The organism is Pseudomonas sp. zfem004 (assembly GCF_032621715.1).
Classification (GTDB): Bacteria; Pseudomonadota; Gammaproteobacteria; order Pseudomonadales; family Pseudomonadaceae; genus Aquipseudomonas; species Aquipseudomonas sichuanensis.
Genome location: NZ_JAVYJF010000022.1, coordinates 51,986 through 76,771 on the forward strand (window position 1 = coordinate 51,986; position 24,786 = coordinate 76,771).

Sequence of the window (24,786 nt, forward strand, 5' to 3'; positions counted from 1 at the left end):
GCTTCACCCGACTGCCAGAGGTAACGCCATGACCCTACGCATCGCCATCAACGGATTCGGCCGCATCGGACGCAACGTCCTGCGCGCACTCTACACGCACGGCTACCGTCAGGACCTGCAGGTCGTCGCCATCAACGACCTGGGCGACAGCGCGATGAACGCCCACCTGCTCAAGTACGACAGCGTTCACGGCCATTTCGATGCACAGGTCGAGGCCGACCACGAGAGCCTCACCGTCAACGGCGACCGTATTGCCGTCAGCGCCATCCGCAACCCCGCCGAGCTGCCCTGGAAAGCCCTGGCCATCGACGTGGTGTTCGAATGCACCGGGCTGTTCACCGAGCGCGCCAAGGCCGCCGCGCACCTGGCCGCCGGCGCCGGCAAGGTAATCATCAGCGCACCGGCCAAGGGCGCCGACGCCACCGTGGTGTACGGGGTCAACCACGATGTGCTGCGCGCCTCGCACCAGATCATCTCCAACGCCTCGTGCACCACCAACTGCCTGGCCCCAGTGGCCCAAGTGCTGCACCGCGAGTTCGGCATCGAGCAGGGGCTGATGACTACCATCCACGCCTACACCAACGACCAGGTGCTCACAGACGTCTGCCACGCCGACCCGTACCGGGCGCGCTCGGCCACCCAGTCGATGATCCCGAGCAAGACCGGCGCCGCCGAGGCGGTGGGCCTGGTGCTGCCGGAGCTGGCCGGCAAGCTCACCGGCATGGCCGTGAGGGTACCGGTGATCAACGTGTCGCTGGTCGACCTTACGGTCAACCTGCAGCGTGAAACCACCACCGAAGAGGTCAACCAGCTGTTCCTCGAGGCCAGCCGCCATTCGCGGGTGCTGGGCTATAACGCGCTGCCGCTGGTGTCGTGCGACTTCAACCACAACCCGCTGTCGTCGATCTTCGACGCCAACCACACCCGCGCCAACGGCCGCATGCTCAAGGTGCTGGCCTGGTACGACAACGAGTGGGCGTTCTCCAACCGCATGCTGGACAACTGCCTGGCGCTGTTCAGCGCCAAGTAAGTAGATGGGCGGTGGGCGTGGACGCTCACCGCCCACCGCGCACCACGTAAACCGCAATCTTTACCTGTTCGTGACATTTCAACGCTTGACCTGCCATATGGATGATAAGCATTATCATTAACCCCAAAGTGGCCAGGTCCCCCCGTGAGTCAATCCCGGTTCAATTCAGTCTTCCTCACCCAGCGCCTCAGCCTGCTGCGCACCTTGCAACGCATGGTCGGCAACCCCAGCACCGCCGAGGACCTGCTGCAGGAAACCTACCTGCGGGTCACCCGTGCCCTGGGCGAGCGGCCGATCGAGCACCTTGAACCCTTCGTGTTCCAGACCGCGCGCAACCTCGCCCTTGACCACCTGCGCGCCCGCCGGGTGCAGGCACGCACCCTGGTCGACGACGTGCCCGAGCAAGTGCTGCACAACGTCGCCGCCCCCGCCGGCAGCAGCGAGGATGCCGCCCACGCCGAGCAACTGCTCAAGCACCTGAGCACGAGCCTCGGCCAGCTGACCGAGCGCCAGCAGCGCATCTTCATCCAGAGCCGCCTGCATGGCGCCAGCTATCTGGAAATCGCCGAGCAACTGAACGTCTCGGCCAGCACCGTGCAGAAGGAACTGAAACTGATCATGGCCATCTGCATGGGCGTCGCCGCTCGGCACCAGTGACGCGACCACTCGCCGCGCACCTGCGCAAAGCCCTTGCCATGTGCCGGGCCTGCGCCGATCATGCGCAAAAAAGCCCCCGCAAGGATCCTTCGTGACCGATCAGCCCACCCCTCGCCCGACACCTGCCGAGCCTGATGCCCGCGCCCGTGCCCGCGAAGAGGCGATGGACTGGCTGATCCGCCTGCAGTGCGCCAATGACCAGGACACCCAGGCCTTCGAGCACTGGCTGGGCGCCGAGCCGGAAAACGCCGAAGCCTACGTCGAGGCCGAAGCGCTGTGGAACGGTGCGCCGCTGCGCCAGGCCGCCGAGCAACTGCAGCAACGTCAGCGCCGCTCCCTCGGCGGGCGCCTGCGCAGCCACTGGAAGCCGCTGGCCACCGCCGCCGTGCTGCTGGTTGGGCTGTTCACCTTCGGCAACCTGCCTGTGCGCCTGCAGGCCGACCACCTCACCGTGGTCGGCGAGCGCCAGCGCCTGCAACTGGACGACGGCGCAAAAATCCTGCTCAACACCAACTCGGCCTTCGCCAGCGATGTGCGCGACGGGCGCCAGGTTGCCCGCTTGCTGCAGGGCGAGGCCTACTTCCAGGTCGCCGGCGGCAGCCAGCCGCCGCTGGAAGTGCAGGCCGGGCCGCTGCGCGCCAACGTGCGCGACACCGACTTCGCCGTGCGCTACCTGGATGGCGAAGCGCAGTTGCGGGTGCAGCGTGGCGACGTCGATCTGCAGGGGGCCCGCGACCAGCGCATCCGCCTGAGCGCTGGCGACAGCATCAGCGTCGGCCCCCAGGGTTTTGGCCAGCGCCAGCGCGTCGACCTGAACAAGGAGCTGGCTTGGGTCGAAGGCCGCCTGGTGTTCGAGAACTGCCCGCTGGGCCAGGTCATCGCCGAAGTGCAGCGCTACTACCCAGGCTGGATCATCAGCCGCAATGCGCAGCTGGAGCAGGTCGCGGTCACCGGCAACTACCGCCTCGACCAGCCCCTGCAAACCCTGCGCGCCCTCGCCCAGATCACCTCGGCGCAACTGCATGAATACCCTGCCGTGGTGATTCTCAACTAAGCCAACAAGTTTTTTTACGCGACCCCTGTAGGCAGCACGTCTCGTTATAGCCAATGCAACTGATTCTCGTTCGATAACGACAACAGTCCACGCCTATAACCCCTCGCGCGACAGGGAGCGCTTTCGATGTCCACAGGTCCAACCCGCCCGTTCACCCCTTCCCGCCGCCACGGACAGCTGTCCTTGCTGACCCTCGCCCTGCTCGCCAGCGGCGCCTGTAGCCTGCCGGCCCTGGCCGTGGAGCCTGCCCAGGCGAGCAGCCAGCGCATGGGCGACTACCGCTTCGCCATTGCCCAGCAGCCGCTGGTTTCGGCGATCAATGCGTTCAGCCAGGTCACCGGCTGGCAGGTCGGCTTCAACGCCGAGCTGGCCGAAGGCGTGGCCTCGCCAGGGGTGCAAGGCTCGCTGGCCCCGGAAGCGGCATTGCAACGCCTGCTGCACGGCACCGGCCTGGCCTATCGCAAGATCGACAACGCCAACGTGGTGCTCGAACGCCAGGCGGGCAGTGCCATCGCCCTGCAACAGATGACCGTCAGCGCCACCCGTAGCGCCCAGGAGGTCAGCCAGGTGCCCAGCACCGTCAGCGTGCAGACCCGCGAGCAGCTGGACCGGCAGAACGTCAACGACATCAAGGACCTGGTGCGCTACGAGCCGGGCGTGTCGGTCGGCGGCGTTGGCCAGCGCAGCGGCCTGAACGGCTACAACATCCGCGGCATCGACGGTGAGCGCATCCTTACCCAGGTAGACGGCGTGTCGATCCCCGACAGCTTCTTCTACGGCCCCTACGCCCAGACCCAGCGCAACTACGTCGACCCGGAAATCGTCAAGCGCGTCGAGATCCTGCGCGGCCCGGCCTCGGTGTTGTACGGCAGCAACGCCATCGGCGGCGCGGTCAGCTACTTCACCCTCGACCCTGAAGACATCATCAAGCCCGGCAAGGATGTCGGCGCGCGCCTGAAGACCGGCTACAGCTCCGCCGACGAGAGCTGGCTGACTTCCGCCACCGTCGCAGGCCGCCACGCCGACTTCGACGGCCTGCTGCACCTGAGCCAGCGCAATGGCCACGAGACCGAGTCCTACGGCGAGCACGGCGGCAGCGGCCTGGCCCGTACCGAAGCCAACCCCGAGGATGTGCGCACCACCAACGTGCTGGCCAAACTGGGCTGGAACTACGCCGACGACGCCCGCCTGGGCCTGACCTACGAGCACTACAAGGATGATCGCGACCAGAACATCCTGAGCTCCGTGGGCGGGCCGTTCATTCCCGGTTTCGCTGCGTCCAACTCGTACCGCATGCGCCAGGGCAACGATACCGTTACCCGCGAACGCTTCGGCATCAATCATGAGTTCGGCCTCGACAGCCTGGTCGCCGACCACGCGAAGTGGAGCCTCAACTACCAGATCGCCAAGACCGACCAGCGCACCGACGAGCTGTACTTCGCCGCCGGCCGCCAGGTGTTCCGCGACCGCCAGACCACCTACAAGGACCGCCAGTGGGTCCTTGACGCCCAATTGGACAAAGCCTTCAGCATTGGCGCCACCGAGCACCTGCTGACCTATGGCACCACCCTCAAGCACGAGAAGATCAGCGGCATCCGCCAGGGCGTCGGCACCTGCCTGAACGTTGGCGGCTCCTGCACGGCCGTCGGCCAGAACAGCGCCCGCGATGGCCAGGTACCGGTCAGCGACTTCCCCGATCCGACCGTGAACACCTACAGCCTGTTCGCCCAGGACGAGATCCGCTGGAACAACTGGACCTTCCTGCCGGGTGCCCGCTACGACTACACCCGCATGGAGCCCAAATTCACCGACGAATTCCTGCGCGGCGTACAGAGCACCAGTGTGACCGGTGCCGCCAATGCCGACGACTCGGACAAGAAGTGGCACCGCGTATCGCCCAAGCTGGGGGTCACCTACGCCTTCAACGACAACTACACCTGGTACGGTCAGTACGCCGAGGGCTTCCGCACCCCAACCGCCAAGGCCATGTACGGCCGCTTCGACAACCCGGGCCTGGGTTACAGCGTGCAGCCCAACCCTGACCTGGAGCCGGAAAAGAGCAAGAGCTACGAGACTGGCCTGCGCGGCAATTTCGACGCCGGCAACTTCGACGTGGCGGTGTTCTATAACAAGTACCGCGACTTCATCAACGAAGACGCCATCCTGTCGTCCAACCTGGGCGCCAAGTTCCAGGCCAACAACATCAAGCACGCCACCATCCGTGGCGCCGAGTTCAAGGGCCGTCTGAACCTCGACCACTTCGGTGCCGCGCAGGGCCTTTACACCCAGGGTTCGGTGGCCTACGCCCGTGGCCGCAACGACGACAACGGCCAGCCGCTGAACAGCGTCAACCCGCTCACCGCCGTGCTCGGCCTGGGCTACGAGCAGCAGAACTACGGTGGCTTGCTGAGCTGGACCCTGGTCAAGCAGAAGGATCGCGTCGACGACACCACCTTCTTCGCCCCCGACGGCACCAGCAAGCAGTTCCGCAGCCCCGGCTACGGCGTGCTGGACCTGACCGGCTTCTACAAGGTGAGCGAAGACGTCACCGTCAACGCCGGCCTGTACAACCTCACCGACAAGAAGTACTGGCAATGGGATGACGTACGCGGCTACGACTCGATCGGCGAAGCCAGCGTGACCCAGCCGGCCAACCTCGACCGCCTGACCATGCCGGGGCGCAACTTCGCCATCAATGTGGTGTGGGATATCTGATTCGAACGCTTTGACCTTGCAAGCCTGTGCGAGCAACTGACTTGCTCGCCATTCGAACAGCTGCGCGATCACTGTGGGAGCGGGTTCACCCGCGAACACGGGCATAGCCCGTGCCAGGCACCGAGGTGTCACCTTCGCGGGGCAAGCCCGCTCCCCCAGTTCGCAGCCCGGTAAATGATTCAACTTCCCAGCTGAGTTTTTTTACTGTCACGCATCATCTGGTTCGTCTTGTCACTAGACAGCCCATTTCCCAAGGATGCCCCCGATGTCCACCTCCTCCGAACGCGCCGCCCTGCGCTCCCAGCGCCTGAACCAGGTCACCCACGCCCCGCACACCGAGCTGGACGCGCTGGTCAAGTCGCACAAGCCGTTCGACAGCCGCGAGAGTTTCGCCCGCTTCGTGGTCGCCCAGTACCTGTTCCAGTCGGAACTGCAGGCGCTGTACAACGACCCGCAATTGATCGCCATCGTCCCCGATCTGGCGGCGCGCTGCCGCGCTGAACAGGCTCGCCTGGACCTTGCCGACCTCGACACCGAAGTGCCGGCGCCCGTCGCCGGTGCCCTGCAGAACCCGAGCCTGGGTGAAGCACTGGGCTGGATCTTCGTCTCCGAAGGCTCCAAACTGGGCGCCGCATTCCTGATCAAGCGCGCCGTGGCGCTGGATCTGTCCGACAGCTTCGGTGCCCGTCACCTGGGCGAGCCAGAAGGCGGCCGCGCCGAAGGCTGGAAGCAGTTCACCCGCATTCTCGACAGCCAGGCCCTGTCGCCCGAGGAAGACGCCGCCGCCGAACGTGGCGCGGTCGCCGCCTTCGAGCGCTTCACCGAGCTGCTCAAGCATGCCTACGCCACCGACGCCGCGCTGGCCTGACACGCTTCACCCGGCCGCCCGCGGGCGGCCGCACCGCTGTAGTGAGACCATGACCCGACTCGCCCGCTCCAAAGTGTCCCGGCTGCTCTACGCGATCCTGGCTTATGTCAGCCTAGGGATCGGCCTGGTTGCCATCGTCATCCCCGGCCTGCCCACCACCGAATTCATCCTGCTCGCCGCCTGGGCCGCCACCCGCAGTTCGCCGCGGCTGTCCGCCTGGCTGGAGAACCACCGGTTGTTCGGGCCGATCCTGTACAACTGGCGCAATGGCCGGGTGATTCAGCGTCGCGCCAAGGTCAGCGCGACCCTGAGCATGCTGCTGTGCGCAGGGCTGATGCTGACCTTTCTCGAACACCACTGGCCGGTCTACCTGGCCATCGCCGGCATGACCCTGGGCAACCTGTGGATCTGGTCGCGCCCGGAGCGGCCGACCACGTCGGGTTGCGGCGAACTGCAACGCTGAAGGGTTTGCACAGCGTAGGCGGATGTACTGCAATAGGGCCCAGCAAGGAGGACCCTGCATGCAGCCGTTGCTCGACACCATCGCCCAGTCCCTGAGCCTCGCCCCCACCGCCGTGCGCTGGCAAGGGGTAGGCGCACTGCCCTCGACCTTCGCCGTGAGCGAACTGGCCACCGCCAGCATTGCCGCCTGCGGCCTGGCCCTGGCCAACCTGCTCGAAAGCCAGACCGGCACCTGCCCGGCAGTGCGAGTCGACCGACGCCTGGCATCATTCTGGTTCGCCACCAGCCTGCGCCCCCATGGCTGGCAAGTACCGCCGTTGTGGGACGCCATCGCCGGCGACTACCCAACCCGCGACGGCTGGATCCGCCTGCACACCAATGCCCCGCACCATCGAGCCGCTGCCTTGCAGGTGCTCGGCACCCATGCCGAACGCGCCAGCGTCGCCCGCGAGGTGGCCAAGTGGGAGGGCGATACCCTTGAAGCCGCGGTGGTCGCAGCCGGTGGCTGCGCGGCGCGAATGCGCAGCTGGCCGCAATGGTGCGCCCATCCCCAGGGCCAGGCGGTCAACCGGCAACCGCTGATCCTGCGCCAGGCCTTCACCGGGCCGGCACAGGCCTGGCAGGGCAACACAGCCAGGCCGTTGGCCGGGATGAAGGTGCTCGACCTCACCCGCATCATCGCCGGCCCCGTTGCCACCCGCTTGCTGGCCGCCTTCGGTGCCGAGGTACTGCGCCTGGACCCACCCGGCTGGGATGAGCCTTCGCTGGCGGCGGAAGTCACCCTGGGCAAGCGCTGCGCGCGCCTGGATCTGCGAACAGATAAGGGTCGTCAGCTGTTCGAACACCTGCTGGGCGAGGCCGATATCCTGGTCCACGGTTACCGCGCCGATGCGCTCGAACGGCTGGGCCTGGGTGCCGAACGTCGGCGCCAGCTCAACCCGGGCCTCATCGATGTGGGCCTGAACGCCTATGGCTGGGGTGGCCCCTGGCAGGACCGCCGCGGCTTCGACAGCCTGGTGCAGATGAGCGTCGGCATTGCCCACGAAGGCATGCGCTGGCAGCAAGCGGATCGGCCTGTGCCGCTGCCGGTGCAGGCGCTGGACCATGCCACCGGCTACCTGATGGCGGCGCAGGCGATCCGCGCGCTGACCGAGCGTTTACGCGGCGGCCAGGGGTGCCAGGCGCGGCTGTCGCTGGCGCGTACTGCGGCACTGCTGGTCGAGCGCGGGACGGTGGAAGAAGACCTGCCGCTGGCGGCGGAGACGGCGGCGGATCTTGAGCCGCACATAGAGCACACGCCATGGGGGCCGGCGCAGCGGATCAAAGGGCCGCTGCAGGTGGGTACGGCGGTGATGGGATGGGTGCGGGGTAGCTGTGAACTGGGTTCGGCCAGCGCTCAGTGGTGACGCATCTTCTGCCACTCAACGCGCATTCTCTGTGTAGGAGCAACTGTCTTGCTCAACTGCTAAAGCTAGCGCGATCCCTGTGGGAGCGGGCTTGCCCCGCGAACACGGGCGAAGCCCGTGCCACCCTGCACAGCCCTTTCGCGGCGCAAGGCCGCTCCTACAGAAGACGCGTCATGCGCGGTTCACAAACTCAACAGCCCCGAATACAACGCATACGCCGCCAGCCCCGCGCCCGCCAGCACTCCCGCGAAGATCAGCTTCTCCCACGGGGTGAACAGCGCCAGCCCCTGCTCGTGCCTGGCCCGGGCGAACAGGATCACCCCCGGCGCGTACAGCAACGCTGACAGCAGCACATACTTGAGCCCACCGGCATACAGCAGCCAGACCGCGTACAGCAAGGCTATCAGCGCCACCAGCAGGTCCTTGCGGCGCACGCTGGGCTGGCCTTGATAGCTGTCGCCACGCAACGCCAGCAACACCGCATAGGCCGCCGACCAGAAGTACGGCACCAGGATCATCGACGACGCCAGGTAGATCAGGCTGGTGTAGGTCCCCGCCGAGAACAGCGTGATCAACAGGAAACCCTGGATCATCACGTTGGTCAGCCACAACGCATTGGCCGGCACGTGGTTGGCGTTTTCCCGGGCCAGGAAACGCGGCATGGTCTTGTCGCGAGCGGTGGCGAACAGGATCTCGGCGCACAGCAGCGCCCACGACAACAAGGCCCCCAGCAGCGACACCGCCAACCCGATGCTGATCAACAGCGCGCCCCACGGCCCGACGATGTGTTCCAGCACCGAGGCCAGCGACGGGTTCTGCAGCCCGGCCAGTTCCGGCTGGGTCATCACCCCCAGCGACAGCACGTTGACCAGCACCAGCAGCGCCAGCACCCCGAGAAAGCCCACCACCGTGGCCTTGCCCACGTCCGAGCGACGCTCGGCACGGCCGGAATACACGCTGGCACCCTCGATACCGATGAACACGAACACCGTTACCAGCATCATGTTGCGCACCTGTTCCAGCACGCTGCCGAACTTGGGGTTGCTCAAGCCCCAGATGTCGCGGGTGAAGATATCGGCACGGAAAGCGAACGCGGCAATCACGATGAACATCAGCAGCGGCACCACCTTGGCCACGGTGGTCACCTGGTTGATGAACGCCGCCTCCTTGATGCCGCGCAGCACCAGGAAATGCACCGCCCACAGCAGCAGCGAAGCGCAACCGATGGCCAGCGGCGTATTGCCTTCACCGAAAGCCGGGAAATAGAACCCCAGGGTGCTGAACAACAACACGAAGTAGCCGACGTTGCCCAGCCAGGCGCTGATCCAGTAGCCCCAGGCGGACGAAAAGCCCATGTAGTTGCCGAAGCCGGCCTTGGCGTAGGCGTACACCCCCGAGTCCAGTTCCGGCTTGCGGTTGGCCAGGGTCTGGAACACGAAAGCCAGCGCCAGCATGCCCACTGCGGTGATGCTCCAGCCGATCAGCACGGCGCCGACGTCGGCGCGGGCAGCCATGTTCTGTGGCAGCGAGAAGATCCCGCCGCCAATCATCGAGCCGACCACCAGCGCGATCAGGGCGCCTAGGCGCAGCTTCTGTCCCGGTTCGCTCATGGCGCTTCTCCCCTCTTGCCCGTGCGGCGCATGAAATTTCGATCTAACGCATATAAATGTTACAGCATATTTATATTAATGCAGGACATTAAAGCTAGTTCACTCATAACTCCTTTGTCTAACTAAAAGCGCACGACACCCAGGGTTTTAACGGACTTTTTCGCACGTGGCGTAGTGCCACCACTCAATCTTGTGAAAAATTTGCGAAATATCCAGAAACGGCTAGCTTCATAGCGCAGGCAAAACGGAGCGTTTGCTCTAGATGGACACGGAGGTGCCAGTGCACAAGGCTTGCAGCAGAGCTGTCGGCATCCTCCAGGAGGTACATGAACGGTCTTTTTAACCGTTCATGTCGGCATGAACTGATCTAAATCAGCTAATGACCCAGGCGTCAGATTTATTCTGAAGTCAACTTTCTCCTGGTACGGAGTCGTTAAATGTCTGATTCTCCCGCAAAACTAAAGTTAGGTGCGCTTGTTGCACTTGTCGTCGGCTCGATGATTGGTGGCGGGATCTTCTCGCTGCCGCAAAACATGGCCGCCAGCGCCGGCGTAGGGGCCGTGCTGATCGGCTGGGCCATCACCGCGGTGGGCATGCTCACCCTCGCCTTTGTGTTCCAGACCCTGGCCAACCGCAAACCTGATCTTGACGGCGGTGTATACGCCTATGCCAAGGCCGGTTTCGGCGACTACATGGGTTTTTCGTCCGCCTGGGGCTACTGGATCAGCGCCTGGCTGGGCAACGTCGGCTACTTCGTGCTGCTGTTCAGCACCCTGGGGTATTTCTTCCCGATCTTCGGCGAAGGCAATACGCCGGCGGCGGTGATCGGTGCCTCGATCCTGCTGTGGGCCGTGCACTTTCTGGTGCTGCGCGGCATCAAGGAAGCGGCGTTCATCAACCTGGTCACCACCGTGGCCAAGGTCGTGCCGCTGGCGCTGTTCGCGCTGATCTGCCTGTTCGCCTTCCGCCTCGACATCTTCACCGCTGACATCTGGGCCGTCGGTACGCCGGAGCTGGGCAGCGTGATGAATCAGGTGCGCAACATGATGCTGGTCACCGTGTGGGTGTTCATCGGCATCGAGGGCGCGAGCATCTTCTCCTCCCGCGCCGAAAAACGCTCCGACGTGGGCAAGGCCACGGTCATCGGTTTCGTCACCGTGCTGCTGTTCCTGGTGCTGGTCAACGTGCTGTCGCTGGGGGTGATGACCCAGCCGGAACTGGCCAAGCTGCAGAACCCGTCCATGGCCGCCGTGCTTGAACATGTGGTCGGCCACTGGGGTGCGGTGCTGATCAGCGTCGGCCTGATCATCTCGCTGCTGGGGGCGCTGCTGTCGTGGGTGCTGCTGTGCGCCGAGATCATGTTCGCCGCCGCCAAGGACCACACCATGCCGGAGTTCCTGCGCCGCGAGAACGCCAACCAGGTGCCGGCCAACGCCCTGTGGCTGACCAACGCCATGGTGCAGATCTTCCTGGTGATCACGCTGTTCTCCAACAGCACCTACCTGTCGCTGATCTACCTCGCCACCTCGATGATCCTGGTGCCCTACCTGTGGTCGGCGGCTTACGCCTTCCTGCTGGCCTGGCGCAGCGAGACCTACGAGCAGGCCCTGGCCGAACGCAAGAAAGACCTGATCATCGGCGGCATCGCCCTGCTCTACGCGATCTGGCTGCTGTACGCCGGCGGCGTGAAGTACCTGCTGCTCTCGGCCCTGCTGTACGCCCCTGGCGCCATCCTGTTCGCCAAGGCCAAGCGCGAAGTGGGCCAGCCGATCTTCACCAGCATCGAAAAACTGATCTTCGCCGCCGTGGTGGTGGGCGCCCTGGTGGCGGCCTACGGCCTGTACGACGGCTTCCTGACCCTTTGAACACCTGTCTTCGCTTTACTGGAGGAATGAACCATGTCCACTGACAAACAGAAATACGGCGTCCACTCCGAAGCCGGCAAACTGCGCAAAGTGATGGTTTGCTCGCCAGGCCTGGCGCACAAGCGCCTGACCCCGAGCAACTGCGACGAGCTGCTGTTCGACGACGTGATCTGGGTCGACCAGGCCAAACGCGACCACTTCGACTTCGTCACCAAGATGCGCGAGCGCGGCGTTGATGTGCTGGAGATGCACAACCTGCTGACCGACATCGTCCAGCAGCCCGACGCGCTGAAGTGGATTCTCGACCGCAAGATCACTTCCGATTCCGTCGGCGTCGGCCTCACCAACGAAGTGCGCAGCTGGCTCGAAGGCCTGGAGCCGCGCAAGCTGGCCGAGTTCCTGATCGGCGGCGTGGCCGGTGAGGACCTGCCCGACAGCGAAGGCGCCAGCGTGATCAAGATGTACCGCGACTACCTGGGCCACTCCAGCTTCCTGCTCGACCCGCTGCCCAACACCCAGTTCACCCGCGACACCACCTGCTGGATCTACGGCGGCGTGACGCTCAACCCGATGTACTGGCCGGCGCGACGCCAGGAAACCCTGCTGACCACCGCCATCTACAAATTCCACAAGGAATTCACCGGCGCCGACTTCCAGGTCTGGTACGGCGACCCCGACAAGGACCATGGCAAGGCCACCCTCGAAGGCGGCGACGTGATGCCGATCGGCAATGGCATCGTGCTCATCGGCATGGGCGAGCGCACCTCGCGCCAGGCCATCGGCCAACTGGCGCAGAACCTGTTCGCCAAGGGCGCGGTCAAGGAAGTGATCGTCGCCGGCCTGCCGAAATCCCGTGCCGCGATGCACCTGGACACCGTGTTCAGCTTCTGCGACCGCGACCTGGTCACGGTCTTCCCGGAAGTGGTCAAGGAGATCGTGCCGTTCATCATTCGCCCGGACGAAAGCAAGCCTTACGGCATGGACGTGCGCCGCGAGAACAAGTCGTTCATCGAAGTGGTCGGCGAACAGCTGGGGGTCAAGCTGCGCGTGGTCGAAACCGGCGGCAACAGCTTCGCCGCCGAGCGCGAACAGTGGGATGACGGCAACAACGTGGTGGCCATCGAGCCCGGCGTGGTCATTGGCTACGACCGCAATACCTACACCAACACCCTGCTGCGCAAGGCCGGGATCGAGGTCATCACCATCAGCGCCGGCGAACTGGGCCGGGGCCGTGGCGGCGGCCACTGCATGACCTGCCCGATCGTCCGCGACCCAATCGACTACTAACGCCCATTGCACCCGGCCGTAGCCACGAAGTGGCGGCCGGGCTACCTACCGAACTCAAGGAGAACCGTCATGGCGTTCAACATCCACAACCGCAACCTGCTCAGCCTCGAGCACCACACCACCCGCGAGCTGCGCTACCTGCTGGACCTGTCCCGCGACCTCAAGCGCGCCAAGTACACCGGCACCGAGCAGCAGCACCTGAAGGGCAACAACATCGCCCTGATCTTCGAGAAGACCTCGACCCGCACCCGCTGTGCCTTCGAAGTCGCCGCCTACGACCAGGGCGCCAACGTCACCTACATCGACCCCAATTCCTCGCAGATCGGCCACAAGGAAAGCATGAAGGACACCGCCCGCGTGCTCGGGCGCATGTACGACGCCATCGAGTACCGTGGCTTCAAGCAGGAGATCGTCGAAGAGCTGGCCAAGTTCGCCGGCGTGCCGGTGTTCAACGGCCTGACCGACGAATACCACCCGACCCAGATGATCGCCGACGTGCTGACCATGCGTGAGAACAGCGACAAGCCGCTGCACGACATCAGCTACGCCTACCTGGGCGACGCCCGCAACAACATGGGCAACTCGCTGCTGCTGATCGGCGCCAAGCTCGGCATGGACGTGCGCATCGCCGCGCCCAAGGCGCTGTGGCCCCATGACGACCTGGTCGAGCGTTGCAAGAAGTACGCAGAAGAGAGCGGTGCGCGCATCACCCTCACCGAAGACCCGAAAGCCGCGGTCAAGGGCGTGGACTTCGTGCACACCGACGTCTGGGTATCGATGGGCGAGCCGGTCGAAGCCTGGGGCGAACGCATCCAGCAACTGCTGCCCTACCAGGTGAACAAGGAGCTGATGAAGGCCACCGGCAACCCACGTACCAAGTTCATGCACTGCCTGCCGGCGTTCCACAACTCCGACACCAAGGTCGGCAAGCAGATCGCCGAACAGTACCCGCACCTGGCCAACGGCATCGAAGTGACCGATGACGTGTTCGAATCGCCGGCGTGCATCGCCTTCGAGCAGGCGGAAAACCGCATGCACACGATCAAGGCGATCCTGGTGTCGACCCTGGCTGATCTGTAAGGGCTGACTCCGCAGGCCGGGCGATACGGATCCCTGTGGGAGCGGGTTTACCCGCGAAGGCGTCAGTCGCACCGGCCGCGTTGCCTGGGCTGACGCATTCGCGGGTAAACCCGCTCCCACAGGTGCCGTGTCCGCTCAGGGATCCGCATTCACACTTCAGTTAAAGGACATTCCCCATGCGTATCGTTGTTGCATTGGGCGGCAACGCCCTGCTGCGCCGTGGCGAGCCGATGACCGCTGACAACCAGCGCGCCAATATCCGCACCGCCACCGAACAGATCGCCAAGATCCACCCCGGCAACGAACTGGTCATTGCACACGGCAACGGCCCGCAGGTCGGCCTGCTGTCGCTGCAGGGCCTGTCGTACAAGCCGGATGAAGCCTACCCGCTGGATGTGCTCGGCGCCGAGACCGAAGGCATGATCGGCTACATGATCGAACAGGAGCTGGGCAACCTGCTGGCCTTCGAGGTGCCGTTCGCCACCCTGCTCACCCAGGTTGAAGTGGACGCCAAGGACCCGGCCTTCAAGGACCCGACCAAGTTCATCGGCCCGGTATATGCCAAGGAAGAAGCCGAGCGCCTGGCCAAAGAGAAAGGCTGGGTGGTCAAGCCCGACGGCGACAAGTACCGCCGCGTGGTGGCCAGCCCCAAACCCAAGCGCATCTTCGAGATCCGCCCGATCAAGTGGCTGCTGGAAAAGAGCAGCATCGTGATCTGCGCCGGCGGCGGCGGCATCCCCACCATGTATGACGAAAACCGCAAGCTCAAGGGCGTCGAGGCGGTGATCGACAAGGACCTGTGCTCGGCACTGTTGGCCGAGCAATTGGAAGCCGACCTTCTGATCATCGCCACCGACGTCGATGCGGCCTACATTGACTACGGCAAGCCCACCCAGAAAGCGATTGCCCAGGCCCACCCCGACGAGCTCGAAAAGCTCGGCTTCGCCGCCGGTTCCATGGGGCCCAAGGTGCAGGCTGCCTGCGATTTCGCCCGGCATACCGGCAAGGTCGCGGTGATCAGCTCGCTGGAAAACATCGAGGACATCGTCAAAGGCACCGCCGGCACACGGGTTTCCACCGCCAAGCCGGGTATCAGCTACCGTTGAATGCAGTTGGCGGGCGCCCGCCGCCCGCCGTTTTCAACCTTCCGGAGGATTCCACCATGGCCCAGTACCAACCCGGTCACGTTCATATCGAGCGCACCGCGCTGAACACCAACGACCACAGCTACGACCTGAACATCAATTACGAAGTGGCCCAGGACCCCAAGGAAGGCAGAGGCATCGAGTTCCGCCTGCATGGCAGCATCGAGGGCAAGCCGGTTGACGAGAAGTTCTTCCTGGCCAAAGACCAGGTGCTGCCCAGCTTCCTCAGCGTCACCACGCGCAAGGCCCAGGCCTACCTGAAGCCGCCGAAGAAATTCGAGACCCTGGGCTCGCCGCACAAGCTGTACGACGCAATGTTCGAAGACATTCGCGCGAAGCTGGATGTGAAGTCGGGCGACCCGATCAAGCCTGAACACCTGGAATAGCCGAATTCATCGCGGGGCAAGCCCGCTCCCACAGGGATTGCACCATCCTCAAGGGCAGCGCTGTAATTGTGGGAGCTGGTTTACCAGCGATGAGGCCCGTACAGGCAACACCGGACAGTTGCTCTACGTTGCCTACCGTGGGAGCGGGCTTGCCCCGCGATAGGCTTCATACGATCACCAAGGCATACTGTCGCCCTCCCCCGGCCACAACTGCCCGCCCCATGCGCATCCACGTCAGCTTCATCGACCGCGTCGGCATCACCCAGGAAGTCCTGGCCCTGCTCGGTGCCCGCAACCTCAACCTCGATGCCGTGGAGATGGTCCCGCCGAACGTCTACATCGACGCCCCGACCCTCAGCCCCGCCGTGCTCGAAGAACTGCACGACGCCCTGTTCGAGGTGCGTGGCGTGCAGTCGGTGGAAGTGGTCGACATCCTCCCCGGCCAACGCCGCCACCTGCAGCTCGATGCCCTGCTCGCCGCCATGAGCGACCCGGTGCTGGCCGTGGACAGCGCCGGCAAAGTGCTGCTGGCCAACCCGGCGCTGATCGCCTTGTGCGGGCGCGAGTCGGCCGGGCGCTCCCTGGCCGAGCTGTTCGGCGACCCCGACCTGCTCCAGGCCCTGCTGGACAACAATTTCCACCTGCCCATGCGCGAGATGCAGCTCAATGGCCAGAGCCTGCTGCTCGACGCCACGCCGATCACCAATGCCGGCGGGCTGCTCACCCTGTACCCGCCCAACCGCATGGGCGAGCGGCTGTCGGCGCTGCACCACGACCACGCCGAAGGCTTCGACGCCATGCTCGGCGACTCGCCGGCCATTCGCACTCTCAAGGCCCGCGCCCTGCGCGTGGCGGCCCTCGACGCGCCCTTGCTGGTGCACGGCGAAACCGGCACCGGCAAAGAGCTGGTGGCCCGCGCCTGCCATGCCATCAGCAGCCGCCACGCCGCGCCCTTCCTGGCCCTCAACTGCGCCGCCCTGCCCGAGAGCCTGGCCGAGAGCGAGCTGTTCGGCTATGCCCCGGGCGCCTTCACCGGCGCCCAGCGCGGCGGCAAGCCGGGGCTGATGGAGCTGGCCAACCAGGGCACGGTGTTCCTCGACGAGATCGGCGAGATGTCGCCCTACCTGCAGGCCAAGCTGCTGCGCTTTCTCAGCGATGGCAGCTTCCGCCGGGTCGGTGGCGACCGCGAAGTGAAGGTGGACGTGCGCATCATCAGCGCCACCCACCGCAACCTCGAGCAGATGGTCAGCGAGGGCAGCTTCCGCGAAGACCTGTTCTACCGCCTCAACGTACTCAACCTGCAAGTGCCGCCGCTGCGCGAGCGCGGCCAGGACATCCTGCTGCTGGCGCACTACTTCATGCAGCAGGCCTGCACCCAGATCCAGCGGCCACAGTGCCGGCTGGCACCTGCCACCCATGCGGCGCTGCTGGCCAACCCTTGGCCGGGCAATGTGCGCCAGCTGCAGAACGTGATCTTCCGCGCAGCGGCCATCTGCGAAAGCAACGTGGTGGATATCGGCGACCTGGACATCGCCGGCACCTCCGTGGCGCGTGGGCAGGACGGCGAAGTGGCGAGCCTGGACCAGGCCGTCGGCGATTTCGAGCGGGAGCTGTTGCAGCGCTTGTATGCCAGCTATCCCTCGACGCGGCAGCTGGCCGGGCGCTTGCAGACTTCGCATACCGCGATTGCCCAGCGGTTGCGCAAGTACGGGATTCCAAGCAAGGCCTGATGCAGCTTCGCGGGGCAAGCCCGCTCCCACAGCATCACCCTTGCCGCCACGCCCGATGTGAATCCTGTGGGAGCGGGCTTGCCCCGCGAAAGGGCCGGCCAACCCTCCGCGTAGCAAAATCATTACACCGTATCGATTTCGCTACACACTCATCCGGATGCGTCTATGCAAGGGTTTGATCCCACTACGCTTTTGAATCGCTCCCTTCCTGTATCGATTTCATTCCACAAGAATGAAAAACCAGCCTCAGATTTATATTAACATCATGATTTATAAGCATTTTTTGTGACTGGCCGCATTATTGCTAAGGGAATTCCAACCTTAAGAGCGCGGGTCTACCGCGCCCAACGCCCCTGCTTCCCGAGGAATTCCCATGAGCGAGTTGCGTTTCACCGAAGATCACGAATGGCTGCGCGTCGAAACTGACGGCAGCGTCACCGTGGGCATCACCGCCTACGCCCAGAACGCCCTTGGCGATGTGGTCTACGTGCAACTGCCGGAACTGCAGCAGTACGACAAAGGCGCCGAAGCCTCCACCGTGGAATCGGTCAAGGCAGCCAGCGGCGTGTACATGCCCCTGAGCGGTGAAGTGGTCGCGGTCAACGAAGGCCTCAACGACCAACCCGAACTGGTCAACGAAGACCCGCTGGGCGAAGGCTGGTTCTTCCGCTTCATCCCCGCCGACATGAACGAAGTGGCCGCCCTGCTCGACCAGGACGCCTACGACCGCCTGCTCAAAGCCAACGACGACGCCTGAGGAACCTGCAATGACCATCAACCTCGGCACCGCCAACGAATTCATCGCCCGTCACATCGGCCCACGCGCCGCTGACGAGCAGGCCATGCTCGCCACCCTCGGTTTCGATTCGCTGGAAGCCATGACCGCTGCAGTCATCCCCGACAGCATCAAGGGCACCAGCGTGCTGGGCAGCGAAGACGGCCAGAGCGAGGCCGATGCCCTCGCCGCGCTGAAAGCCATCGCCGCCAAGAACCAACTGTTCAAGAGCTACATCGGCCAGGGCTACTACAACACTCACACCCCGGCGCCGATCCTGCGCAACCTCCTGGAAAACCCGGCCTGGTACACCGCCTACACCCCCTACCAGCCAGAAATTTCCCAGGGCCGCCTGGAAGCGCTGCTGAACTTCCAGACCCTGATCAGCGACCTGACCGGCCTGCCGATCGCCAACGCCTCCCTGCTCGACGAAGCCACCGCCGCCGCCGAGGCCATGACCTTCTGCAAGCGCCTGTCGAAGAACAAGGCCAGCCATGCCTTCTTCGCCTCCGTGCACTGCCACCCGCAAACCCTCGACGTGCTGCGCACCCGTGCCGAACCGCTGGGTATCGAGGTGGTGGTGGGCGACGAGCGTGAGCTCAAAGACGCCAGCGCCTACTTCGGCGCCCTGCTGCAGTACCCGGCCAGCAACGGTGACGTGTTCGACTACCGCGCCGTGGTGCAGCAGTTCCACGCCGCCGGCGCCCTGGTGGCCGTGGCCGCCGACCTGCTGGCCCTGACCCTGCTGACCCCGCCCGGCGAATTCGAGGCCGACGTGGCCATCGGCAGCGCCCAACGCTTCGGCGTGCCGCTGGGCTTCGGTGGCCCGCACGCGGCCTACTTCGCCACCCGCGACGCGTTCAAGCGCGACATGCCGGGCCGCCTGGTCGGCGTGTCGATCGACCGCTTCGGCAAGAGCGCCCTGCGCCTGGCCATGCAGACCCGCGAGCAGCACATCCGCCGCGAGAAGGCCACCAGCAACATCTGCACCGCCCAGGTACTGCTGGCCAACATTGCCAGCATGTACGCCGTGTACCACGGCCCGGCCGGCCTCAAGCAAATCGCCGAACGTACCCACGCCCTGACCGCGATCCTGGCCACTGGCCTGGTGAAACTGGGCGTGAAAGTGGTCACCCGCGAGTTCTTCGATACCGTCACGCTGAATACCGGCAGCGCTACCGCCGCCCTGCACGACAAGGCCCGCGCCCAAGGCATCAACCTGCGCCAGATCGACGCCGAGCACCTGGGCCTGTCGCTGGACGAAACCAGCAGCCAGGCCGATGTCGAAGCCCTGTGGCAACTGTTCGCCGACGGCCAGGCCGCCCCGGACTTCGCCACCCTGGCCCCGACCATTGTCGGGCGCCTGCCGAGCGGCCTGCTGCGCCAGTCCGCGATCCTCGAGCACCCGGTATTCAACCGCTACCACAGCGAAACCGAGCTGATGCGCTACCTGCGCCGCCTGGCCGACAAGGACCTGGCGCTGGACCGCACCATGATCCCGCTGGGCTCGTGCACCATGAAGCTCAACGCCGCCAGCGAGATGATCCCGGTGACCTGGGCCGAGTTCGGCAACCTGCACCCGTTCGCCCCGGCCGCGCAAAGCCAGGGCTACCTGCAGATGACCACCGAGCTCGAAGCCATGCTCTGCGCGGCCACCGGCTACGACGCCGTATCGCTGCAGCCCAACGCCGGCTCGCAAGGTGAATACGCAGGCCTGCTGGCGATCCGCGCCTACCACCGCAGCCGTGGCGACAGCCATCGCGATATCTGCCTGATCCCGTCCTCGGCCCACGGCACCAACCCGGCCACCGCCCACATGGCCGGCATGCGCGTGGTGGTGACCGCCTGTGACGCTCGCGGCAACGTCGACATCGACGACCTGCGCGCCAAGGCCCTCGAGCACCGCGAACGCCTGGCCGCGATCATGATCACCTACCCGTCGACCCATGGCGTGTTCGAAGAGGCCATCGGCGAGATCTGCGCGATCATCCACGACAACGGCGGCCAGGTGTACATCGACGGCGCCAACATGAACGCCATGGTCGGCCTGTGCGCCCCGGGCAAGTTCGGCGGCGACGTGTCGCACCTGAACCTGCACAAGACCTTCTGCATCCCCCACGGCGGCGGCGGCCCGGGCGTCGGCCCGATCGGTGTCAAGTCGCACCTGGCGCCGTTCCTGCCGGGCCACGCCCAGCTGGACAACACCGCTGGCGCGGTATGCGCCGCACCGTTCGGCAGCGCGAGTATCCTGCCGATCACCTGGATGTACATTCGCATGATGGGTGGCGCCGGGCTCAAGCGCGCTTCGCAGATGGCGATCCTCAACGCCAACTACATCGCCCGTCGCCTGGAAGAGCACTATCCTGTGCTGTACACCGGCGGCAACGGCCTGGTGGCGCATGAGTGCATCCTCGACCTGCGCCCGCTCAAGGACACCAGCGGCATCAGCGTCGACGACGTGGCCAAGCGCCTGATCGACTTTGGCTTCCATGCCCCGACCATGTCGTTCCCGGTGGCGGGCACGCTGATGATCGAGCCGACCGAAAGCGAATCGAAAGAGGAACTGGACCGCTTCTGCAACGCCATGATCCAGATCCGCGAAGAGATCCGCGCCGTGGAGAACGGCAGCCTGGACAAGGACGACAACCCGCTGAAGAACGCCCCGCACACGGCGGCGGAGCTGGCTGGCGAGTGGACCCACGGCTACAGCCGCGAGCAGGCGGTCTACCCGCTGCCGAGCCTGGTGGAAAGCAAGTACTGGCCACCGGTCGGCCGCGTCGACAACGTGTTCGGCGACCGCAACCTGGTCTGCGCCTGCCCGTCGATCGAGAGCTATCAGGACGTCTGATAGCACTCGGGTCGACAGCGCGCCCTGTGGGAGCGGGTTCACCCGCGAATGCGATAGTGGTTTCACCGACGTATTCGCGGGTAAACCCGCTCCCACAGGTTCACCGTCAACCTGTAGAGCCGGTTAGGAGGTCAGCATGTCCCTGAGCGTCTTCGACCTGTTCAAGATCGGCATCGGCCCCTCCAGCTCGCACACCGTCGGCCCGATGCGCGCCGCCGCGCGCTTTGCCGAAGGCCTGCGCCGTGACGGCCTGCTGGCCAGCACGGTCAGCGTCAAGGCCGAGCTGTATGGATCGCTCGGCGCCACCGGCAAGGGCCACGGCAGCGACAAGGCCGTGCTGCTCGGGCTCGAAGGCGAGCACCCGGACACCGTCGATACCGAAAGCATCCCCGCCCGCCTGCAGGCGATCCGCGACAGCGGCCACCTGCGCCTGCTTGGCGAGCACGAGATCGAATTCGTCGAAAAACAGCACCTGGCGATGATCCGCAAGCCGCTGGCCTACCACCCCAATGGCATGATCTTCCGTGCCTTCGATGCGGCCGGGTTGCAGATCCGCAGCCGTGAGTACTACTCGGTGGGTGGCGGTTTCGTGGTCGATGAAGAGGCCGCCGGCCATGACCGCATCGTCGAGGACAGCACCGTGCTGCCCTACCCGTTCAAGACCGGCAAGCAATTGCTCGGGCATTGCGCCGCGCAACAGTTTTCGTTCAGCCAGGTGATGCTGGCCAACGAAGCGGCATGGCGCCCCGAGGCCGAAACCCGCGCCGGGCTGTTGCGCATCTGGCAGGTGATGCAGGACTGCGTCGAGGCCGGTTGCCGCCACGAGGGCATCCTGCCCGGCGGGCTGAAGGTCAAGCGCCGCGCCCCGGCGCTGTACCGCCAGCTCAGCCAGCACCCGGAAGCCAGCCTGCGCGATGCCCTGTCGGTGCTCGACTGGGTCAACCTGTATGCCCTGGCGGTGAACGAGGAGAACGCCCACGGCGGGCGCGTGGTTACGGCGCCGACCAATGGCGCGGCCGGCATCGTGCCCGCGGTGCTGCACTACTACATGCGCTTCGTCCCCGGCGCCAACGAGGACGGGGTGGTGCGTTTTCTGCTCACCGCAGCGGCGATCGGCATCCTCTACAAGGAGAACGCGTCGATTTCCGGCGCCGAGGTGGGCTGCCAGGGCGAGGTCGGCGTGGCCTGCTCGATGGCCGCCGGGGCCTTGTGCGAGGTGATGGGGGGTACCCCGCAGCAGGTGGAGAACGCCGCCGAGATCGGTATGGAACACAACCTGGGCCTGACCTGCGACCCCATCGGCGGGCTGGTCCAGGTGCCCTGCATCGAGCGCAACGCCATGGGCTCGGTGAAGGCGATCAATGCGGTGCGCATGGCCCTGCGCGGCGATGGGCAACACTACGTCTCGCTCGACAAGGTCATCCGCACCATGCGCCAGACCGGCGCCGACATGAAAAGCAAATACAAGGAGACCGCCCGCGGCGGTCTGGCCGTCAACATCATCGAATGTTGACCCGAACAAAAACCAAGGAGTCACCGATGTCCGAAACACTGCTCAAGACCCCGCTGCACGCCCTGCATCTCGAACTGGGCGCACGCATGGTGCCGTTCGCCGGCTATGACATGCCGGTGCAGTACCCGCTGGGGGTGCTCAAGGAGCACCTGCACACCCGCGAGCAGGCCGGCCTGTTCGACGTCTCGCACATGGGCCAGATCGTCCTGCGCGGCAGCGATGCGGCCCGCGCGCTGGAAACCCTGGTGCCGGTGGACATCATCGACCTGCCGGTGGGCATGCAACGCTATGCCATGTTCACCAACGAACAAGGCGGCATTCTGGATGACCTGATGGTCGCCAACCTGGGTGACGACACCCTGTTCCTGGTGGTCAACGCCGCCTGCAAGGACCAGGACCTGGCCCACCTGCGCCAGCACATCGGCGCGCAGTGCGAGATTCAACCACTGTTCGAGGAACGTGCGCTGCTGGCCCTGCAAGGCCCGGCGGCGGTCAAGGTGCTGGAGCGCCTGGCGCCGGAAGTGGCCGGCATGACCTTCATGCAGTTCCGCCCGGTTACCTTGCTGGGCAGCGAGTGCTTCGTCAGCCGCTCGGGCTACACCGGTGAAGACGGCTACGAGATCTCGGTACCGGCGGCCGCCGCCGAAGCCCTGGCCCGTCGCCTGCTTGCCGAACCGGAAGTACAGCCAATCGGCCTCGGTGCGCGCGATTCACTGCGCCTGGAAGCCGGCCTGTGCCTGTACGGCCACGACATGAACACCGCCACCACGCCGATCGAGGCCAGCCTGCTGTGGGCGATCTCCAAGGTGCGCCGTGCCGACGGCGCACGTGCCGGTGGTTTCCCCGGCGCCGCAGCCGTGTTCGCCCAGCAGCAACAAGGCGTTGCCCGCAAGCGCGTAGGCCTGCTGCCGCAGGAACGCACCCCGGTGCGCGAGGGTGCCGAGATCGTCGACGCCAGCGGCAAGATTGTCGGCCAGGTGTGCAGCGGTGGATTTGGCCCGACGCTCGGCGCGCCGGTGGCGATGGGCTATGTCGATACCGAACATGCGGCGCTGGACACGGCGCTGTTCGCGGTCGTGCGTGGCAAGCAAGTTGCCCTTAAAGTCAGCAAAATGCCTTTCGTGGCACAGCGTTACTACCGCGGTTGATTGAAGGGTTCGGGCAGGTTCGGCATATTCGTTTTCGAACCTGCCCAATAACTTCTGAACATAGCGCCAGGCCAGGCGCCACGCCGCTTCGGGCAAATCGCGCGAGGCTTCGGAAAAGCCTGATTTTCAGCCCGGCGCAGGGCTTGTGTTTCGCTCGAGAGTTGGCGTAGAGTCACTGCACTGTGTTTGCATGGGTCGCAACAGTTCGTGACCTGGGCCAGTAGCCGCAATTTGCTACAACCCGTTCGACGTCTCTTACTTTCCTGCAACCCAGCCCAGTACTCTTTCACGTACATAACGTGTGAAAGAAACTGTCATCAAAATTTTAGTTTCATAGGAAATAAGACAATGGCTGAACGTCAGAGCGGTACCGTCAAGTGGTTCAATGACGAAAAAGGTTTCGGTTTCATCACCCCTGAAAGCGGTCCGGATCTGTTCGTACACTTCCGTGCCATCCAGGGCAACGGCTTCAAGAGCCTGAAGGAAGGCCAGAAAGTCACCTTCGTTGCCGTGCAAGGCCAGAAAGGCATGCAGGCTGACGAGGTTCAGGCAGAAGGCTGATCTTCTGTTTAAAAAAAGCCCCTGTGTTGACGCACAGGGGCTTTTTTGTGCCTGCAATTCCCTAGAATGGGCCTTTGCCATCTGGAGCCGTCGTGCATGTCCAAGCCTTTGCTCAATCCCCAGGGTGACTTCCCCCCCGTCGGCCTGGGCCGCCGACTGGCAGCGATGTTCTATGACTTCCTGCTGTGCACCGCCCTGCTGATCGTGACCGCCGGTGCCTACAAGATGATCCAGATGGCAATCATCGGCGAAGCACGCATGCGCGAACTGACCGAGGCCGGCGCGCTGGATGGCGACCCGCTGCTGTCGACCATCCTGCTGTTCGCCCTGTTCGGCTTCTTCGCCAAGTTCTGGACCCATGGCGGCCAGACCCTCGGCATGCAGGTATGGGGCCTGCGCGTACAGAACGCCGATGGCAGCGCCATCAGCCTGTGGCAGGCGCTGTTGCGTTTTGTGGTGTCGATCGCTTCATGGCTGTGCCTGGGGCTGGGCTTCGTCTGGTCACTGTTCGACAAGCGCAAGCGCAGCTGGCACGACATCTACTCCGATACGCAGCTGGTGCGACTGCCAAAACGTAAGAAGTGACCGCAAAAGTCACAGCGTGGAAGCGGCGGTTCGTGGGAGCGGGCTTGCCCCGCGATGGCCT

At 64.8% G+C, this 24,786-nt stretch carries 20 protein-coding genes; 19 read left to right on the forward strand and 1 reads right to left on the reverse strand.

Features of this window, described 5'->3' with window-relative positions:
* Window positions 1-28: 28 nt before the first annotated feature.
* From gap to RTH46_RS21165, 7 genes are all read left to right on the forward strand, one after another.
* On the forward strand, window positions 29-1,030 hold the full coding sequence (gene gap, locus RTH46_RS21135) for a type I glyceraldehyde-3-phosphate dehydrogenase (protein ID WP_125860030.1): 1,002 nt from the start codon (window positions 29-31) through the stop codon (window positions 1,028-1,030).
* Window positions 1,031-1,174: 144 nt separating this feature from the next.
* Window positions 1,175-1,687 (forward strand): RNA polymerase sigma factor, encoded by a 513-nt coding sequence (locus RTH46_RS21140; protein ID WP_110993252.1) that lies wholly within the window; start codon window positions 1,175-1,177, stop codon window positions 1,685-1,687.
* A gap of 91 nt (window positions 1,688-1,778) precedes the next feature.
* Window positions 1,779-2,741 (forward strand): FecR family protein, encoded by a 963-nt coding sequence (locus tag RTH46_RS21145; RefSeq protein WP_316906535.1) that lies wholly within the window; start codon window positions 1,779-1,781, stop codon window positions 2,739-2,741.
* Window positions 2,742-2,867: 126 nt separating this feature from the next.
* Window positions 2,868-5,456, forward strand: coding sequence for a TonB-dependent receptor (locus RTH46_RS21150; RefSeq protein ID WP_153786666.1), 2,589 nt, complete (start codon window positions 2,868-2,870; stop codon window positions 5,454-5,456).
* A gap of 265 nt (window positions 5,457-5,721) precedes the next feature.
* Window positions 5,722-6,324, forward strand: coding sequence for a biliverdin-producing heme oxygenase (locus RTH46_RS21155; protein ID WP_316906536.1), 603 nt, complete (start codon window positions 5,722-5,724; stop codon window positions 6,322-6,324).
* Window positions 6,325-6,373: 49 nt separating this feature from the next.
* Window positions 6,374-6,787, forward strand: coding sequence for a YbaN family protein (locus tag RTH46_RS21160; protein ID WP_153786668.1), 414 nt, complete (start codon window positions 6,374-6,376; stop codon window positions 6,785-6,787).
* A gap of 58 nt (window positions 6,788-6,845) precedes the next feature.
* The gene (locus tag RTH46_RS21165) at window positions 6,846-8,192 is read left to right on the forward strand and encodes a CoA transferase (protein ID WP_316906537.1); all 1,347 of its coding nucleotides are present in this window, start codon (window positions 6,846-6,848) and stop codon (window positions 8,190-8,192) included.
* 182 nt (window positions 8,193-8,374) lie between these two features.
* Here the strand turns inward: RTH46_RS21165 and arcD (RTH46_RS21170) are convergent, their stop codons facing one another.
* Complete coding sequence (gene arcD / locus RTH46_RS21170) at window positions 8,375-9,802, reverse strand: arginine-ornithine antiporter (protein WP_316906538.1); 1,428 nt, start codon at window positions 9,800-9,802, stop codon at window positions 8,375-8,377.
* 437 nt (window positions 9,803-10,239) lie between these two features.
* On the opposite strand from arcD (RTH46_RS21170), the gene arcD (RTH46_RS21175) reads away from it, so the two are divergent.
* The 12 genes from arcD (RTH46_RS21175) to RTH46_RS21230 all read left to right on the forward strand — a co-directional run bounded on the left by arcD (RTH46_RS21175) (window position 10,240) and on the right by RTH46_RS21230 (window position 24,725).
* On the forward strand, window positions 10,240-11,667 hold the full coding sequence (arcD, locus tag RTH46_RS21175) for an arginine-ornithine antiporter (RefSeq protein ID WP_125465307.1): 1,428 nt from the start codon (window positions 10,240-10,242) through the stop codon (window positions 11,665-11,667).
* 33 nt (window positions 11,668-11,700) lie between these two features.
* Window positions 11,701-12,954, forward strand: coding sequence for an arginine deiminase (gene arcA, locus RTH46_RS21180; RefSeq protein ID WP_153788922.1), 1,254 nt, complete (start codon window positions 11,701-11,703; stop codon window positions 12,952-12,954).
* 69 nt (window positions 12,955-13,023) lie between these two features.
* A complete protein-coding gene (locus RTH46_RS21185) occupies window positions 13,024-14,034 on the forward strand; it encodes an ornithine carbamoyltransferase (protein ID WP_110993243.1) in 1,011 nt (336 codons plus the stop codon).
* A 176-nt stretch (window positions 14,035-14,210) separates the two neighbouring features.
* Window positions 14,211-15,140, forward strand: a complete 930-nt coding sequence (gene arcC, locus RTH46_RS21190; RefSeq protein ID WP_125465310.1) for a carbamate kinase — start codon at window positions 14,211-14,213, stop codon at window positions 15,138-15,140.
* 56 nt (window positions 15,141-15,196) lie between these two features.
* Window positions 15,197-15,565, forward strand: coding sequence for a DUF5064 family protein (locus RTH46_RS21195; RefSeq protein ID WP_110993241.1), 369 nt, complete (start codon window positions 15,197-15,199; stop codon window positions 15,563-15,565).
* 221 nt (window positions 15,566-15,786) lie between these two features.
* Window positions 15,787-17,295 carry a sigma-54-dependent transcriptional regulator gene (locus RTH46_RS21200; protein ID WP_153788921.1) on the forward strand — a complete coding sequence of 503 codons (1,509 nt, stop codon included), beginning with the start codon at window positions 15,787-15,789 and terminating at the stop codon, window positions 17,293-17,295.
* Window positions 17,296-17,668: 373 nt separating this feature from the next.
* Window positions 17,669-18,052: a glycine cleavage system protein GcvH gene (gene gcvH, locus RTH46_RS21205; RefSeq protein WP_153788920.1), complete on the forward strand. Its 384-nt coding sequence runs from the start codon at window positions 17,669-17,671 to the stop codon at window positions 18,050-18,052.
* A gap of 10 nt (window positions 18,053-18,062) precedes the next feature.
* Window positions 18,063-20,918 (forward strand): aminomethyl-transferring glycine dehydrogenase, encoded by a 2,856-nt coding sequence (gcvP, locus tag RTH46_RS21210; protein WP_316906539.1) that lies wholly within the window; start codon window positions 18,063-18,065, stop codon window positions 20,916-20,918.
* A gap of 136 nt (window positions 20,919-21,054) precedes the next feature.
* Window positions 21,055-22,431 carry an L-serine ammonia-lyase gene (locus tag RTH46_RS21215; protein ID WP_153788918.1) on the forward strand — a complete coding sequence of 459 codons (1,377 nt, stop codon included), beginning with the start codon at window positions 21,055-21,057 and terminating at the stop codon, window positions 22,429-22,431.
* A gap of 26 nt (window positions 22,432-22,457) precedes the next feature.
* Entirely contained in the window at window positions 22,458-23,579 is a 1,122-nt protein-coding gene (gene gcvT / locus RTH46_RS21220; protein ID WP_316906540.1) for a glycine cleavage system aminomethyltransferase GcvT, read from the forward strand.
* Between the two features lie 348 nt (window positions 23,580-23,927).
* Window positions 23,928-24,140 (forward strand): cold-shock protein, encoded by a 213-nt coding sequence (locus RTH46_RS21225; protein WP_003365337.1) that lies wholly within the window; start codon window positions 23,928-23,930, stop codon window positions 24,138-24,140.
* A 96-nt stretch (window positions 24,141-24,236) separates the two neighbouring features.
* Window positions 24,237-24,725 carry an RDD family protein gene (locus tag RTH46_RS21230; RefSeq protein WP_316906541.1) on the forward strand — a complete coding sequence of 163 codons (489 nt, stop codon included), beginning with the start codon at window positions 24,237-24,239 and terminating at the stop codon, window positions 24,723-24,725.
* Window positions 24,726-24,786: the final 61 nt, after the last annotated feature.